The organism is Streptomyces avidinii (assembly GCF_014650695.1).
Classification (GTDB): domain Bacteria; phylum Actinomycetota; class Actinomycetes; order Streptomycetales; family Streptomycetaceae; genus Streptomyces; species Streptomyces avidinii.
In genome coordinates, this window is the sequence record NZ_BMVL01000002.1 from 569,003 (window position 1) to 582,837 (window position 13,835).

Below are 13,835 nucleotides of genomic sequence, written 5' to 3' on the forward strand. Positions count from 1 at the left end.
CGCCCGCACCTCCGCGTGCACGCAGGAAAGGCGACCCGTCGACCTGATCCCTTCGACGGCCCCGCGTTACCCCAGGCTTGCGAGCCACGGACCGTACTACTGGCCCCCAGAAGCACTCTCGGCCGCCTGGAGAGCCTGACCGGCGATCGTGACGGCCTCCTGGTCGTGGCCCGCCGCTTTCGCCGTTCGGGCCTGTTCGAGGGAGACGCGCAGCAGTTCGACGGTGTGCTCCGGCAGAGCGTTCGCCGCCACGGCGTCTTCCAGTTTGCGAATGATGTCGGTGGCCAGGTCGTGGGCCATGGGGCCATCTCCTCCTCTATTACCTGCGTAGTCCTGTATGCGTTGCCGGTCGGGTGGTAGACGCGAGGTGGGCGATGTTGGCGGCAGGGGTCCTGGTGGTGGGCGTCTTCTCGGGGGTCGTGTCGAGGTCCTGGTAGTCGGTGCCCTGCATGGCTTCTCCGACCGTCCTCATTGCCGTCGAAACAGACCGCGGCGACCTCGTCGCTCCCGCCTAGTTACGCGTCCAGTCGTTCCCGCAATGCGCTGGGCGGTGCTGGAGGGTGGCCGATGGACAGGGTCAGGATGTCGCAGCCGAGGATCGGGGCCTGGATCTCGGGCCAGGCGTCCCGCCCGCCCATGTCCGTCTTCACCCCGGGCCTCACGTCGTGGTCGGCGATCCGGATGGTCTTGCCGCTGACGCCGTGCTCGGAGAGCGCGGCCATGGTCTGCTCGGCGAGCAGCTGGGAGCCGGACGCGGCGGGCGAGGCGGAGCGGGGACGGACGAGCGCGACAGCGCGGGGGCGTGTCGGTGATGGTCATGTGATCCGGCTACCCGGAGCGCCGACCGGTATCCCACCTCGGGTAACACCACCGGCCGATGGAGTGAGCGCAGGGCACGGCTGACCGGGCCGGAAGGCGATTCGGTCTCGATCCTGGGGGTTCACGAAGTCCCCGGCTCGTAGCGGGGAATCGCTCGCCGGACCATGTCGCCCAGGATGAATCATGAATCGGGCTCCAATGCCCATCTGATTCTGCATGGCGGGCGAGGCCAACCGATCTTGTGGAGGCGATGGGGGCACGCCCGGACCCGCCGCTGCACACTGATCTGCTTGCTGGACGCGGTAGGCGTCAGTTCCGCGTCCCCGCGCCCGGCTCAGTTCGTGACCGCCGTGGCGATGCGGCGGTACCTGTCTGCCGCGCTGGTCGCCTCCCCCGCATCCCGCGTGGCGGCCTGTCGGCGATGGGGCCCTGCCACGACGCTCATCGCCGCGGCATCCCGCCGGACCCGACCGAAAGGGCCTGGAGAAGTCCGGCGATGGAGCCGGCGTACCGCATCAGCGGTGACGCCCACGGCTACGCCACCGCCGGCCACGTGGTGCACCTGTCGCTGTTCGACGCGATGGGACACGACATCGCCGCCGGGCTGACCGTCAACCTGGCGATGGGCGGTCGCCGCAACGCCCTCCGAGGGTGCGCGGGGCTGCTGGAGACCGGCGAGAGGATCGAAACGGTGACCGCTACGTCACCGGCACAGCCGCACGGGGGTGGTTGTGGGGTGAATGTCGTTACCGGTCGGGGGCAGGGGGCACTGATAGGCCCGGGTCCTGTCCGCGTCGGCGGGATGGCCCACACCCGTGCAAACGAAGACGAGGGAGTACGACGGATGACGAAGGCTCGCGACATCATGACGGCGGACGCAACGTGTATCGGCGCGAACGAGACGGTGCTCGAGGCCGCGAAGAAGATGGCCCGGCTGAAGGTCGGCTCGTTGCCGATCTGCGGTACGGACGAGAAGCTCAAGGGCGTGCTCACCGACCGGGACATCGTGGTGAAGGTCCTCGCGGCGGACAGGGACCCCGGCCAGGTGAAGGCGGGCGACCTCGCCCAGGGCGAGGCCGTCACCATCGGCGCCGACGACGACGCCGCGGAAATCCTGCGCACGATGGGCGCACACCAGGTCCGCCGACTCCCCGTCATCGACGGGCACACGCTCGTCGGTATCGTCGCCTTGGCGGATGTCGCCCGTGCCCTGCCGGACACGAAGGTCGGCGACCTGCTCGAAGCGATCTCCCAGGACTGACCGGCGACCCGGCCGAGCCTCTGGAAGCATGTCTGAGCCCCAAGGCGCTCGGCCTCGTGATCGACCTGGAAGGTCTCGATGCCGAGATGAGCCGGCCGCCGTTCGGACCATGTTTCCGGCCCTGGAACAGGTCAGCCGGTACGAGGTCGAGCACGGTCGGCCGATGCTCTCGGCGCTGGTCGTGTCCGAGGGTTCACCGGCGCCGAGCCCTGGCTTTGCCGACCTCGCGCGGCACCTCGGGCTCGAGGCGGCAGATGACGCTGCTCGAACGGAGATCCGCTTCTGGTACACGCAGACCCCGTCCTCGTCCTGGATGCGGCAACAGATCGGATCATGAGTGAGCTCCGGACCATCAAGGAGGTGCTGAGGATGCCAATAGCGTTCGCCGACGTGCCACCGGCCTGCTCGCCCGGTGGCTCAGCTCGGTGACGGGCGCGCATGGAGGTTGCGCAGGGTCGCGATGACGGCATCGTCACTGACCTGGTCGAAGTCGTCGTACCACTGGCCCACCGCGTGGAAGTCCGTCGGTTCGTGGAGGCAGATGATCTCGTCCGCTTCTTCACGCATGAGGTCGGCGGTGCCGGCGGAGCCGACGGGCACCGCGAGGATCAGCCGGCCGGGATCCTGTCGGCGCAGGTGGTGCAGGGCCGCACGTGCAGTGACGCCTGTGGCGAGTCCGTCGTCGACGAGGATCACGGTCCGCCCGGTGACGCTCGGGGCGGGCCGGCCGTCGCGGTAGATGGCCTCACGGCGGTGCAGCTCGAGGCGTTCACGGGCTACGTCGGCGCCGAGTCGGTCCTCGCTCAGGCCGAGCATCTCAAGTACCTGCTCGTCGAACAGGGGCGGGTCGTCGCCCGCGATCGCGCCGATGCCGACCTCCGGACGTCCGGGCAGCCCGATCTTGCGAGCGACCAGGACGTCCACCGGCGCCTTGAGGGCAAGAGCGACCGGTGCTGCAACCGGTACGCCGCCGCGGGGCAGCGCCAGGACAAGGGTGTCGTTCAGATCGCCGGCGGCTGCCCATTCCAGCAGTCGAGCGGCGAGTTCCTGGCCGGCGTGCCGGCGGTCGTGGAAACGCATGGTCTGATGCCTGCCCTTCTTCCCGGGGAGCCGGTGCGTGCGCGGGGCGTGATCGGCGGGATTCACATGCCGGTGGGCCAGGTCTCCTCCTCTGCCGTGTCGGGTGCTGCCGCGTGCAGCGGAGTGAGGGCGCCTGTGGTGCCGATGAAAGGAAGGCGTCGTACCGGTCGCCGAGGACGGTGCTGACGTAGTTGCCCCACCTCTCGCTCTCCGGCCGGTAGCCGGTGGTCGGAGGCGGTCACCGTGCCGTGGTGGGAGCCGAAGCGCACCAGGACGACGCCCTGGGCGGCGTGGCGTTCCCGTACCAACTGCCCGACGTTGACCATGCCGGCAGCGGCCATGTCCGTGGCCCGGGCGTCGCCGATGTGGGTGTTGTGTTCCCACACCACCGCCTTCGCGCCGGGACCGCGGTGCTCCACGAGCCGGTCCAGGGTGTCGGCCGCCGCCTGCTCACTGTGGTGCCGCAGCCGTGTCAGGAGGGCCAGCACCTCCGGTTCGCATCCCGAGGGGATCAGCCGGGTGGCAGAGCGTAGGGCTGCGGGTCCTCGGCGTACGGCTCGAAGCACCGGTACGCCTCCGGGGCGTGCTCGACTTCGGCCGGGGCGTGTGAGCCGAGATAGTCGAAGACCGCGTGCAGGGACTCCCAGAGCGAGTACACGTCCAGGCCGAAGAACCCCACCCGCCGTTCGGGTGGCAGCTCGGTGTTGTGCTCGCAGCCAGCGGGTGAAGTCGAGTACGTCGGTGTTGGCCCACATCCAGGTCGGCCAGCGGCTGAATCCCCGCAGAACGTCGGCCGGGTCCTCGGGCGCGCCCGCTGCGGCGGTGACCGAGCAGTGGACGGCCTGACAGTCCGGCCAGTCACCCTCGACCGCGACGAGGGAGAAACCCCTCTCGCCGATCAGCCGCCGGGTCAGGGCGGCCCGCCACCGGTAGAACTCGGCCGTGCCGTGGGAGGCTTCACCGAGCAGAACGTACCTGGCGTCGCCGATCCGTTCCATCAGCGGATCGAGGGACCCGGGGCCCGTCAGCGGCAGGGCGCTCTCTCGGATACCAGCCCTTTGGTCGTCCCGTCCCTGCAAGGTGATGGCCATCAGCGCTCGTTCCCTTCCCGGCGAAGGGCCGATGGTGCGCTGCCCGCAGGCCGATGCGCGGCACAGGGCATGGACCAGGGGCGGCGCACCAATGAGTACCGCATAACCGTACGTCTACCTGGGATACGTCACTCCAAACCAGCGGCGCTCTCAGCCGTAGCGACAAGGGGCTGGAGCGTACGTCCACGCCGGGGAGGTGGACGCGAGCGCCCCACCGAGCTCCTTTGATCACGCGCTGGGGAGGTCGCGCGGCGGGTTCACCACCAACCTGCACCTGTGCCGTCGAGCATGGTCCCCGCCCACCTCGACCGTGGTGACGGCGGGACACCGCGGGGACTCGCCGCAGTTCGAACCCGCGCCGGAGAAGGTTCGCGTGCGCCTCATCGGGGCCAGGCCAACGGGAAGGTCAAGGACGTCTAGGCCGTCTCTTTCGGATCTTGTCGGCCGAGCCCGCGGCGTCCGATGCCGTGTCCGGCAAGGCGGAGGGGCGCCCTTGTAGTGGACGTACTCGGGCGCCCCGACGACGCGGCCGGGTGCGGTGCCGGGCGTCGCGGGCCCGGCAAGATCCGAAGAGACGGCCTAGAGGCCCCAGCCTGCTCTGGCTGGTGGCACCCACTCGCGCAAGGCGCCGCTCCGTCCCTGCGTCGGCCGGGCGCAGGGTCAGAGAACGATCGCGTAGACGAGGAAGAAGAGCGCCACGAGGACCGCGACAGTGAGGATGATCATGAGCGGCCCCTTGGACCAGCCGCGCTTGAGCGGGCGGTACGGTCCGGCGCCGGAGGCGGTGCTCGCCTCGGCGGGAGGGGTCTCGCCGGGCGGCACCGAGCCTCCTTGCTCCAGGCCAGGAGTGGTGCGGGGGTCAGGATCCGGATTGTTGATACTCATACCCGGCGGATCCCCACAATCAGCACAAGCCATGCAGCCTTACGCCGCGCTCGCGCTGCTCGGGGAGGCCCGGGTCCTCGTCGAGGACAGGGGGCCGGAGACGATCGGGTCCAGGGAGAACCGTACAGCTCGGCCCCTTGGCCCGGCGGCGCCCGGGGGTCGGGCGGATCTTCCGGTCCCGGCAGAGGCGGACCATCGGGTTGAACGGGCGTGCTCGCGGTCCGGATCGTCAGCATGGATGAGCTGCTCCGCTTCCTTGGCGGGCTGGGTAGAGTACCTGCGGTCATCGAACGGAGAACACGTTGGAGACGGTCGAGTTCCCTCTCAGCGCTCGGGTGCGCCGGGCCCGGCAATGGCTCATGGTCGCGAACGCGGCGGCGGTCGTGCTCGCGGGTGCCGCCGTGGCATCCGTGGTGGCCGAGGCTTCCGGCCGGATGCCGGTGCCGCGGGCGGTTCAGGCGGGCCTGGTGCTGGCGACGCTGTTCGTGCTGCCCGTCGCCTGGGTCGGGGTGCGCGCCATTTGGGCGCTGCGCGGGCGTGCCGAGCTGTTCGCCGCCGCGCAAGGGCATCGCCGGCGGCGTCCCACCGACCGGCAGCTGGTCGACCACCTGCGCGACGAGCACCCGCTCACCCCTGTGTGGTGGACGCTGGCCGTCCTCGGCGGGCTCGGCACGCTCTGCCTCGGATTCGCGCTTCCGTTCGCCCTGGCGGAGGGGGCCGTACTAGCCGGTGCGCTCCTCGGCTCCGGCCTGGCCGCTTCCCTGACCGTCCTGGTCCTCGCCGTACCCGGGATCCGCCGCGCCGACCGCCAGGGCGCGCTTGACCGGAAGCGGCGCAGCGAACTGTGGACGCTGCCCAACGCCGTCGAACGCCGCCTCACCGTCCCCCTCCTCGGCACCGGCGACGGATCACACGCCGGCACCTGAACGCGTGGTCAGGGAACCTCTCCGCATACCCATGGAGTGACGTCGAAGCCGGCCGGCACGCTGCCCCAGCCTTCCCGGTCCGTCACCGTGGGCGGGGTGCTGGTGAGATCGGCTCAGTGCAGGTCTGCGCGCGCTCGCTGGTACGGGACGTCGATGCCGAGGACGAGCGGGAACGAGCGGCGCCTCCACAGGCACCCGCCCCGGCCCCGGCCCGCCACTCGGTTCCAAGCCGACGGCCGGCCAGCCGCTACGTGGTTTGGACATGCCTCTCGCGACCGGCGACTCCTACACACCACAAGGTCCGTACCGAACGCCGACGAGCCGAGTGAACGGCCCTGCTCGGACGACGTCCGGGGCCCATGGGCCGGGCCTGCGGCTGACGGTGCCGCTCAGGCAGCCGGCTGGGGCCGGCACAGTTCGGCCTGGCCGAAAAGCAGGGCGTAACCGCCCGGGAGATGGCGGAGGATGCGGGCGAGGAGGTCGGGTCCGGCAAGGCGGGTGACGACGGCGAGGACGGCTCCGGTGTCCCGGCGGGCGGTGGAGGGGGTGACACCGGATCGCGCGGCGATGTCTTTGACGAAGCCCCAGCCGGTGAGTTGTTCGGTGTCGGGGATCTGGGCAGTCAGGGTGAGGGCGGCCTCGACGGGCAGGGCATGGGCGAGGTCGACGCGTTCGTCTCCGGTGATCTGCCTGCCGAGGGCGGCGAGGACGGTGCGGACGGCGTCGGCGGCTCGGCGCGTTCGCAGGTGGAATAGGTGCCTTCGTAGCGGACGCATTCCAGCATCTGGTCGAACGTCATGGCGGGCTGGGCCGGGTTCGGTCGAGGCTGGTCGTACATGGTGCTGCGGCCTTCTTTCTCTCAAGGCCTGCCCATGAGGGCGGACGGCGTCACATGGGGCGGGGCTGGCCGAAGAGGAGGTCGTAGCCGGGCGGGAGCTGGAGCAGAACCTCACGTGTGAGGGCGTCTCCCGCCGCTGCGGCCACGGTGGAGAGGACCGCGCCGACGTCCCACAGGGCGGTCTTCTCGGTGGCACCTTCGATCCAGGCCGCGGTCGCGCGGACGAATCGTTCCGGGGAGAGTGGCTCGGCGGCCTGCAGGGGATTGAGGAGGATCAGGGCGTACGTCTCGGGCAGGCGGGCGGCGAGCGCGGCTCGCACGGTGCCCACCAGGTGTGCGCCCAGCAGCGCCAGAACGACGCGGGCCACCCGTTCGACCTCTTCCCGTGTCCCGTACTCGCCGCGTTCCTGTACGTGGTCAAGGAACGCCTCCTGGCGCATCGGCATTACGTCACCTCCAGGTCGGGGTGCGGAGGACGGGTGCCGGAGGGGAGGAATCCCGTCCTCCGCGGCCGGGGGCAGCGGGTTCAGCCGGTGATCTGCTTGCGGTCGGACTCGCCGCCGATGGCGATCTTCCGCGGCTTGGCGCGCTCGGCGATCGGGATCCGCAGGGTCAGGACACCCGCGTCGTAGTCGGCCTCGATGCGCTCGGTGTCCAGGGTGTCGGCCAGCATGACCTGGCGGGAGAAGACACCGAGGGGCCGCTCGGAGAGCTCCATCTGCACGGTCTCGCCCTGGGCGGCCGGACGGCGCTCCGCCTTGACGGTCAGCATGTTCCGTTCGACGTCGATGTCGATCGCCTCGGTGCTCACTCCGGGCAGGTCGAAGGCGATCACGTATTCGTCGCCCTCGCGGTAGGCGTCCATCGGCATTACGGACGGCTTCGACCAGGTCCCGGTCGTACCCGACAGCTGCTGGAAGATCCGGTCCATCTCGCGGAACGGGTCGGTGCGCATCAACATCGCGAAACACCTCCAGTGGGTTCAGGCAGGAACTGCCAATGCGCTTCAACGTGCTTCCGTTGTAACATGTCATCGAAACGATGACAAGCAATGCGTCACCCTAGTGATGACGCAAAAATGGCGTCCCGAGCATGACGATGGGAGGTGGTGGCCGTGGCCGCATCCGAGCAGCCGCCTTCGCCTGCGGACACCGAGCAGCCGCCCTCCTTCGACGCCGCAGCCGCAGCTCTGCGCTCCGTACGCGGCCTTCTGGACGAGGCCGCGCAGTCCCCGCGCGGACAGCACGCCGCGCGCCGCGCCCACCTGGGCGCCCAGGATTCTGAACTGGCTGACCGCATCGACGCCATGACCGGGCACACCGACCGACTCCGCCACGACCCACGACCAACGCAACGCTTGACCCGCCCCACCTTTGCCCCGGGTGCCGGCCCCACGCCCCTCCGTCGATCCACCCACGTCGGCCGTCCCGGCCCGAGTTCCGGCCTCGCGGTTACAGGCTTTCCGGTGGGAGAAACAGGCCCCTACCGGGGCCGTGCCCGTACGGCAGTCTTCCGGGCTTCTGGACACGCACCATCACGGTGATCGCCCGTGTCCGATTGCAAGATTCCCGACTGCCGCAGCAGCCGCCACTGGACCCCTGGGCGCCACCCAGAGGACCGGAGCCGTCATCGTCACCCACGACACCCGACGACACCCGCGAGCCCGTCACCTACGCACCCGACCGCACCGGTCCCGGGCCGCTTTCGTCCATGGATCGCACGACGGTGCGTCACCGGTCCGGCGCCGGTTGCCGGTCAGGTGGGGCGGTGCCAGCGGGTCTGTTCACGCATACGGTGCTCGATCACTCTCAGGTCGATGATCGCAAGCACGGCCAGCGCGAAGCAGATCGCTGCCAGCACGACGTACACGCTGCGGGACGGATCGGCCTGGGGGGTCGCCCGGGAAGCGAGGAACGACAAGAGGGCGCTGCCGAAGACGAATACGGGGGCCGCCCAGAGCGAAAGAAGGCGGCGCAGGCGCAGGTCACTGCGGGCCCACTGGGCTTCCGAACCGTCGTGCCGCCACCGTGTGGCGGTCTGCCGTGCGTGTCGGTCGGCGGCACGCAAGCGGGCGTGTCTGCGCGCCGAGGATCCCATGGCCTCTCACCTCACACATCCCGTCGGCTGCTCATCAAGCCCCTGCCCATCCCGTGACCGCTCACTCCCCCGCCGCGCTCATCGCGTACCGGACACGGGCCTGCAGCCGACGGTCGCCTCGAAAGGCCCGGGCCGCGCCCTACTGGCCAATCGGTCAGCGATGTCGGGCGGGGCATCGGCGGGGATGCGAACGAGAGCACTTCTCACTGATCACGTCCGAGCGCAGCCGTTTGAAGCGGACCGGGTACCGAAAGACGCCACTGGACCGACGGCGGTGTCGGCGCTGATCTCCGCGACCGGTTCGGGTTCGACAGGCTTGTCGGCTACGCCAGGCGAGAACCGCATGCCCGTCCGGGGATGTTCGCGGGCGGCGTCGGCGAGTTTGCCGCCGACCAGGCGGGCGGCCTCGACACACAGGGGCAGCGGGGCACGCCTGCCGAGGAGACGCCGGGGTCGGATCATTGTTCCGATGGCCGCTTCCGCCGTGTCCCCGCGGCGGAGCTGTATCAGCCCTGTGCGCCCTGGCCCGGCCAGGTGCGTCGTCATCGCGCACAGCTCCCGGTCCGGCCTGGCGCCATCCGTGCCCCCCTGTAGTGCAGGGCGACGGCCCAGGCAGAGTGCGCAGAGGGTTGGGCCTGCCTCGGTCCTCGGAGGAGGGGTCGTCCATCGCGCCTGTTTCGCCCAGACGAGCGAACCGTCTGAATTGTCGTGCCGGTGGCAGCTGCCCGCGCCGATCAGTCTGCTGCCAGCGGCGCATCCGTTGCGGCCAGCGTGTGCACACACGTGACGTCGGCCGGGGCGGCGGGGATGCACATGCGTCGCAGGAGGTCTCGTGTGGTGCGCAGGTTCAGGGTGCTGCGCCAGGAGATGCCTGGGTGACGCGACCGCAGATGCGCCAGGGCACGGTTGCCGAGGCCGCTGGAGAGGAAGTACTCGTCGATGTCGACGCCGGTGATCACCCCGGTGCCGCAGGCCGTACAGATCTGGTAGTGGACCTGGCCGACGACCTTACGAACGTGGACCAGGAGCAGGCACTCCTGCCCTGGGCTGGGATCGCCGGGGATGTGGGTGGAGAGGAATTCGATGTCGCGGTAGGCCCGGATCCTGCGGCGCAGCCGCCTGCCGAGTCCTTCGCGACGGCGCCCCTGCCTCGCGGCGTACGGTGGCGCGCCGGGTTGGGGGGCGGAACGGAAGAGGGCGCTCGTGGAACGTGCATGGTCTCCGGACATGGACCTCGTATGCCCCAGAGGCGGCCCCTGATGCTTCCAGGCCCTGAAACACACGGTATCTGGCTCGCAGGCGTCGATTCCCGAGGTCAGAGGCTGTGCGCGGGCATCGGCGCAGCAGTAGGCGTGGTGCCGCGCGGACGACGGCGGCGGAGGTCAGGCCGAAGATTGTGCCTGCTGCGACGTCGGGGTGTAGCGCGCGCCGCTCGGATCGGTTCGGTTCCCACCCCTGAGTGCGGGAACGGCGCATGCAGCCACGGCCGGCGGCCAGGTGGGAGCAACGGCGGTGGTGAAGGCGACGGCGGGTGTGTTCCGGAAGGGGGATGAGCTGTCGGCCGGTCCTCGACGTCGTGGTGGGTGACCCCTCGGGGCCGTCTTCGCGTGGCTGTGAATGTGGGCGTCCAGCGCGGAGTAGCGCGCGCCGCGGCTCTATAGGCAGCGCTGGCTTCACCGGATCCGCGTGCAGGCCCGCGAGCGCCGCGTCCACGATGTCGCCGTGGAAACAGCAGGCTGGGCCCGAAGTCAACCTTCGGTGTACTGGAGGGCTTCATGCACCGCCGCGTTGGGCGATGGCTGGCCCATCAACACGCACAGCGTGTATATGGCGTCATCGACGGCCCGGCGCGCGTCGGGGTCGTCCGGTGCCGCGCGCAAACGGATTCGGGCGTCGAAGAACTTGCCCAGAGCACGCTCGGCGTCGGTTCGAGTCGGCATGAGGAAAGGCCCTGACCTGCGTGATTGGGCGGCGCGCCGCTGGGCGGCCCGCACCGCGTCGTCGAGAGCCTTCTGGACCTCTGCGGGTACGGGTACACCCCGCGATCCGGCGACCATCGCCTCCGCCATCGCTGCCACGGGCAGGTCGGCGTGCGCGGCTGCGGCCCGCAAGGCCTCCTGCGCCAAGTGGGCGGAAGTCGGCACCGTCGCCATCAGCATGCCCACCGCCCACGACTGGGCCGGCTCGGGCGGTGTCCCCGCATGCGTGGTGCGCCCCTTCTGCAAGCGGCCAGGGGTGAGAACGTCGGCGCTCATGAAGATCACGTCCCTTCGAAGACGCCGCCTTGGGGCATGGGTCCTGTAAATCAACCTGCCCCACCGAAAACAGAACGATGCATACGAAATCCCTCTGCCCGCATGTACCACCAGCAGCGCGTTCAATCCCGGGCCGAGCAGGCCACCGACTGGAGGCTTCGGTGAGCACCTGCGCGGAGGGGAAGGGTGGGGCAGGTGCTCACGGGGGGGGCGGCCGAAGGCCGCTCAGTGCGACGGCCGCCCTCTACAGCTTAAATTCACCCGGTCCGAGGTGTCACGTGCCATGGTCGTCATCCATGAGCCGTGGCAGGGGCGACCGCCGTGCACACCCCGTAAGGGTGAGCGGCACCTCCCCCACGGTCACGTCCAGGCGCAGCACATCACCTCTGCTGGTGGCAGCGGACTCCGCAGTAGCGACCCGGCGCCACCACCGCCCTCGAAGCCGGAGACATACCGGCGTGGCTGCGGCCGCGCCCCGTCGCGGCCCTCCACCAGGTCGGCCCCACCACCGCGGCCGAACTGCGCGCCTACGGCCTGCATACCATTGGCGTCATCGCCGACGCCCCGCGCCTACCGTGATCCGTCTTTTCGGCGCCGCCACCGGCTCCCACCAGAAACGAGCCCACTCCCGAGCCTTACCTCAAGGTCCACGACCGCCGGCGATGGGCACGGATTGAACCGGGCGGAGGTTCGTGACTGGCAGGCCGTGCTCGGCCCGCAGGCGCTCGGCCACGAGCGAGCGGTGGCATGCTTCCGGATCGCGCTCGACGCAGAAGAGAGCGGTTACCGGGCCGCTCGGAAGCTCCGCCACGAGCGCGTCGAGGTCGAAGGGGTCGAGGATCTCCCGGGTGTAGCGTTCGGCGTACTCGGGCGCCAGCGCGGTGCGGTTGCGCTTGCCCACGCCCTGGCGGTCGTCCTCGCGGTACTGGAGATGACGCAGTTCTGTCGTCGGCGCCAACTCCTTCACGTGCCGGTAGCCGATGTCCACCGCGGAGAGCGCGTGCTGGAGCCGCACAGAGTTCGCCCAGGAGTAGTCGGGGCCCCGAACGCCGCGGCGCTGGCGAAGGTCGAGCAGCAGCCCCACACCCCCACTGGCGAGCATCTCGAGGAAGGCTCCGGCCGTGAAGCCGTAGACGCCGATCGTCGCGATGCGTCTCATCGCAGTACCCTCCGTCGTCCGTGCGCCGCCGTCCATACTCGACGGTCCACTTTTCACCCGTCTACCGGTACTGTGCCCGGCTCGGCGGTGCTTCCGGCCGCCGCGATGGAGGAAGATGAAGGGAGCGGGCTGTGGCAGGAGGTGGAGCACCGTGGATTCGGTCCCTCCCGAGAACGAGCAACCGCCCTCCGCGGCGGAATCGCTGCCCGGAGCCTGGTGTCACGGGCGACTGTACGAACTGTTCCACGGGGCTGCGCCTGCGGATGAAGAAGCGCCGGCTGCGGTCGCGCGCGCCTGCGTCGATCTCATGGATGTCAGCGGGGCGTCGGTCTCCCTCTACGGCGGCCCGGAAATCCGGTAGAGACCGATCATGAGGAGGTTCACCAGGCCACTGGAATGATCATGGTGCATCTCGGAGTCGATCCCCCCGATGCGCTGGCCCGCCTGAGGGCCCACGCCTTCTCCCACGGCAAGACCGTGACCGAAGCCGCTTTCGACGTGATCGCCGGGAGAATCAGGTTCCATGACTAAGCCCGCCATCACCGGTGTGGCTGGAGCAGGGAAACGGTGACACCCGCATGACCACCCGAGAGCAGCAGCTCACCGAGGCGTTCGTCGCGCTCAGCGACACCCTCGGGATGAACGTGGACCCTCTCGTCCTCCTCGGACGCCTCGTCCACCACAGTGTCGCCCTGACCTCACTCGACGCGGCCGGAGTCATGCTCGCCAACTCCCGCGGAGGCCTGCGCTCGGCGATCACCACGGAGCACGCCGCGGAACTCACCGAGATCTGGCAGGCCGAGACCAGGCAGGGCCCCTGCATCGACGCCTTCACCACCTGTTCCCCGGTCCACGCCCCCGACCTCGCGTCGCAGAAGGACCGCTGGCCCGACTTCGTTCCCCTCGCGCGAGCGGCCGGATACGAGAGCGCCCATGCCCTCCCCCTGCACCACAGTGGGCAGACCATCGGCGCACTCAACCTCCTGGCCCACCGGCCCACCGCCCTCACGGACGCCGATAACCTCCTCCTGCGTGCCCTGGCCGACGTCGCCACCACGGCCGTCCTGTCCTGGGACCGCCAACCGCTGCGTCCCGAGGACATCACGACCCGCACCCAGGTCGCCCTGGCCGGCAAAGCCGTCTTCGACACCGCCAGCGGCATGCTCGCCGCCACCGCCGACATCACACCCGCCCAAGGTGCCGTCCGACTCCACGCCTACGCCGACCATCACCACCTGCGCCCCACCGACGTGGCCGACCAGCTCGTACGCCGCACCCTCGACCCCCATGTCGTCCTCACCGAACGCACCTGACCGCCCAACTCACCCGGGCAGTCGGCGCACTATCAGGCCGTGTACTGGTGGACCTCTTTGGCCGCCGCCCACGGGGAAGATTTCGCGGCAACACGCACAGCGCGCAGACGG

General features: G+C 70.0%; 14 protein-coding genes and 3 pseudogenes. 4 read left to right on the forward strand and 13 right to left on the reverse strand.

Annotation, left to right across the window (positions count from 1 at the left end; genetic code table 11):
* Positions 1 to 96: 96 nt before the first annotated feature.
* Both IE257_RS06920 and IE257_RS39345 read right to left on the reverse strand, forming a co-directional pair.
* A complete protein-coding gene (locus tag IE257_RS06920; RefSeq protein WP_189965704.1) occupies positions 97 to 300 on the reverse strand; it encodes a hypothetical protein in 204 nt (67 codons plus the stop codon).
* A 19-nt stretch (positions 301 to 319) separates the two neighbouring features.
* A pseudogene (locus IE257_RS39345) lies at positions 320 to 740 on the reverse strand (hypothetical protein).
* 923 nt (positions 741 to 1,663) lie between these two features.
* Here IE257_RS39345 and IE257_RS06930 point away from each other — a divergent pair.
* Entirely contained in the window at positions 1,664 to 2,080 is a 417-nt protein-coding gene (locus tag IE257_RS06930) for a CBS domain-containing protein (RefSeq protein ID WP_189966221.1), read from the forward strand.
* Positions 2,081 to 2,497: 417 nt separating this feature from the next.
* Here the strand turns inward: IE257_RS06930 and IE257_RS06935 are convergent, their stop codons facing one another.
* The 4 genes and pseudogenes from IE257_RS06935 to IE257_RS06945 all read right to left on the reverse strand — a co-directional run bounded on the left by IE257_RS06935 (position 2,498) and on the right by IE257_RS06945 (position 5,136).
* Positions 2,498 to 3,160 (reverse strand): phosphoribosyltransferase, encoded by a 663-nt coding sequence (locus tag IE257_RS06935; protein WP_189965706.1) that lies wholly within the window; start codon positions 3,158 to 3,160, stop codon positions 2,498 to 2,500.
* 62 nt (positions 3,161 to 3,222) lie between these two features.
* The gene (locus IE257_RS37980; RefSeq protein ID WP_209468330.1) at positions 3,223 to 3,648 is read right to left on the reverse strand and encodes an erythromycin esterase family protein; all 426 of its coding nucleotides are present in this window, start codon (positions 3,646 to 3,648) and stop codon (positions 3,223 to 3,225) included.
* A 23-nt stretch (positions 3,649 to 3,671) separates the two neighbouring features.
* Positions 3,672 to 4,251 (reverse strand): annotated as a pseudogene (locus tag IE257_RS39350) (erythromycin esterase family protein).
* A gap of 660 nt (positions 4,252 to 4,911) precedes the next feature.
* Positions 4,912 to 5,136, reverse strand: coding sequence for a DUF6480 family protein (locus tag IE257_RS06945; protein WP_189965708.1), 225 nt, complete (start codon positions 5,134 to 5,136; stop codon positions 4,912 to 4,914).
* 302 nt (positions 5,137 to 5,438) lie between these two features.
* Between IE257_RS06945 and IE257_RS06950 the strand changes: the two genes are divergently transcribed.
* A complete protein-coding gene (locus tag IE257_RS06950; RefSeq protein WP_189965710.1) occupies positions 5,439 to 6,062 on the forward strand; it encodes a hypothetical protein in 624 nt (207 codons plus the stop codon).
* Between the two features lie 389 nt (positions 6,063 to 6,451).
* Here IE257_RS06950 and IE257_RS06955 read toward each other — a convergent pair.
* From IE257_RS06955 to IE257_RS06985, 7 genes and pseudogenes are all read right to left on the reverse strand, one after another.
* Positions 6,452 to 6,900 (reverse strand): annotated as a pseudogene (locus IE257_RS06955) (DUF2267 domain-containing protein).
* A gap of 50 nt (positions 6,901 to 6,950) precedes the next feature.
* Entirely contained in the window at positions 6,951 to 7,346 is a 396-nt protein-coding gene (locus tag IE257_RS06960) for a DUF2267 domain-containing protein (protein WP_189965712.1), read from the reverse strand.
* A gap of 80 nt (positions 7,347 to 7,426) precedes the next feature.
* Positions 7,427 to 7,861, reverse strand: a complete 435-nt coding sequence (locus tag IE257_RS06965) for an Hsp20/alpha crystallin family protein (RefSeq protein WP_189965714.1) — start codon at positions 7,859 to 7,861, stop codon at positions 7,427 to 7,429.
* A 794-nt stretch (positions 7,862 to 8,655) separates the two neighbouring features.
* The gene (locus IE257_RS06970; protein ID WP_189965716.1) at positions 8,656 to 8,997 is read right to left on the reverse strand and encodes a hypothetical protein; all 342 of its coding nucleotides are present in this window, start codon (positions 8,995 to 8,997) and stop codon (positions 8,656 to 8,658) included.
* Between the two features lie 734 nt (positions 8,998 to 9,731).
* Positions 9,732 to 10,226, reverse strand: a complete 495-nt coding sequence (locus IE257_RS37990; protein ID WP_229920171.1) for a hypothetical protein — start codon at positions 10,224 to 10,226, stop codon at positions 9,732 to 9,734.
* 519 nt (positions 10,227 to 10,745) lie between these two features.
* Positions 10,746 to 11,252, reverse strand: coding sequence for a DUF5133 domain-containing protein (locus IE257_RS06980; protein WP_189965718.1), 507 nt, complete (start codon positions 11,250 to 11,252; stop codon positions 10,746 to 10,748).
* 640 nt (positions 11,253 to 11,892) lie between these two features.
* The gene (locus IE257_RS06985) at positions 11,893 to 12,411 is read right to left on the reverse strand and encodes a DUF488 domain-containing protein (protein WP_189965720.1); all 519 of its coding nucleotides are present in this window, start codon (positions 12,409 to 12,411) and stop codon (positions 11,893 to 11,895) included.
* A gap of 294 nt (positions 12,412 to 12,705) precedes the next feature.
* Here IE257_RS06985 and IE257_RS06990 point away from each other — a divergent pair, with 294 nt between their 5' ends.
* Both IE257_RS06990 and IE257_RS06995 read left to right on the forward strand, forming a co-directional pair.
* A complete protein-coding gene (locus IE257_RS06990) occupies positions 12,706 to 12,942 on the forward strand; it encodes an ANTAR domain-containing protein (protein ID WP_308277838.1) in 237 nt (78 codons plus the stop codon).
* A 47-nt stretch (positions 12,943 to 12,989) separates the two neighbouring features.
* Complete coding sequence (locus IE257_RS06995) at positions 12,990 to 13,724, forward strand: GAF and ANTAR domain-containing protein (protein WP_189965724.1); 735 nt, start codon at positions 12,990 to 12,992, stop codon at positions 13,722 to 13,724.
* The last annotated feature ends 111 nt before the right edge of the window (positions 13,725 to 13,835 follow it).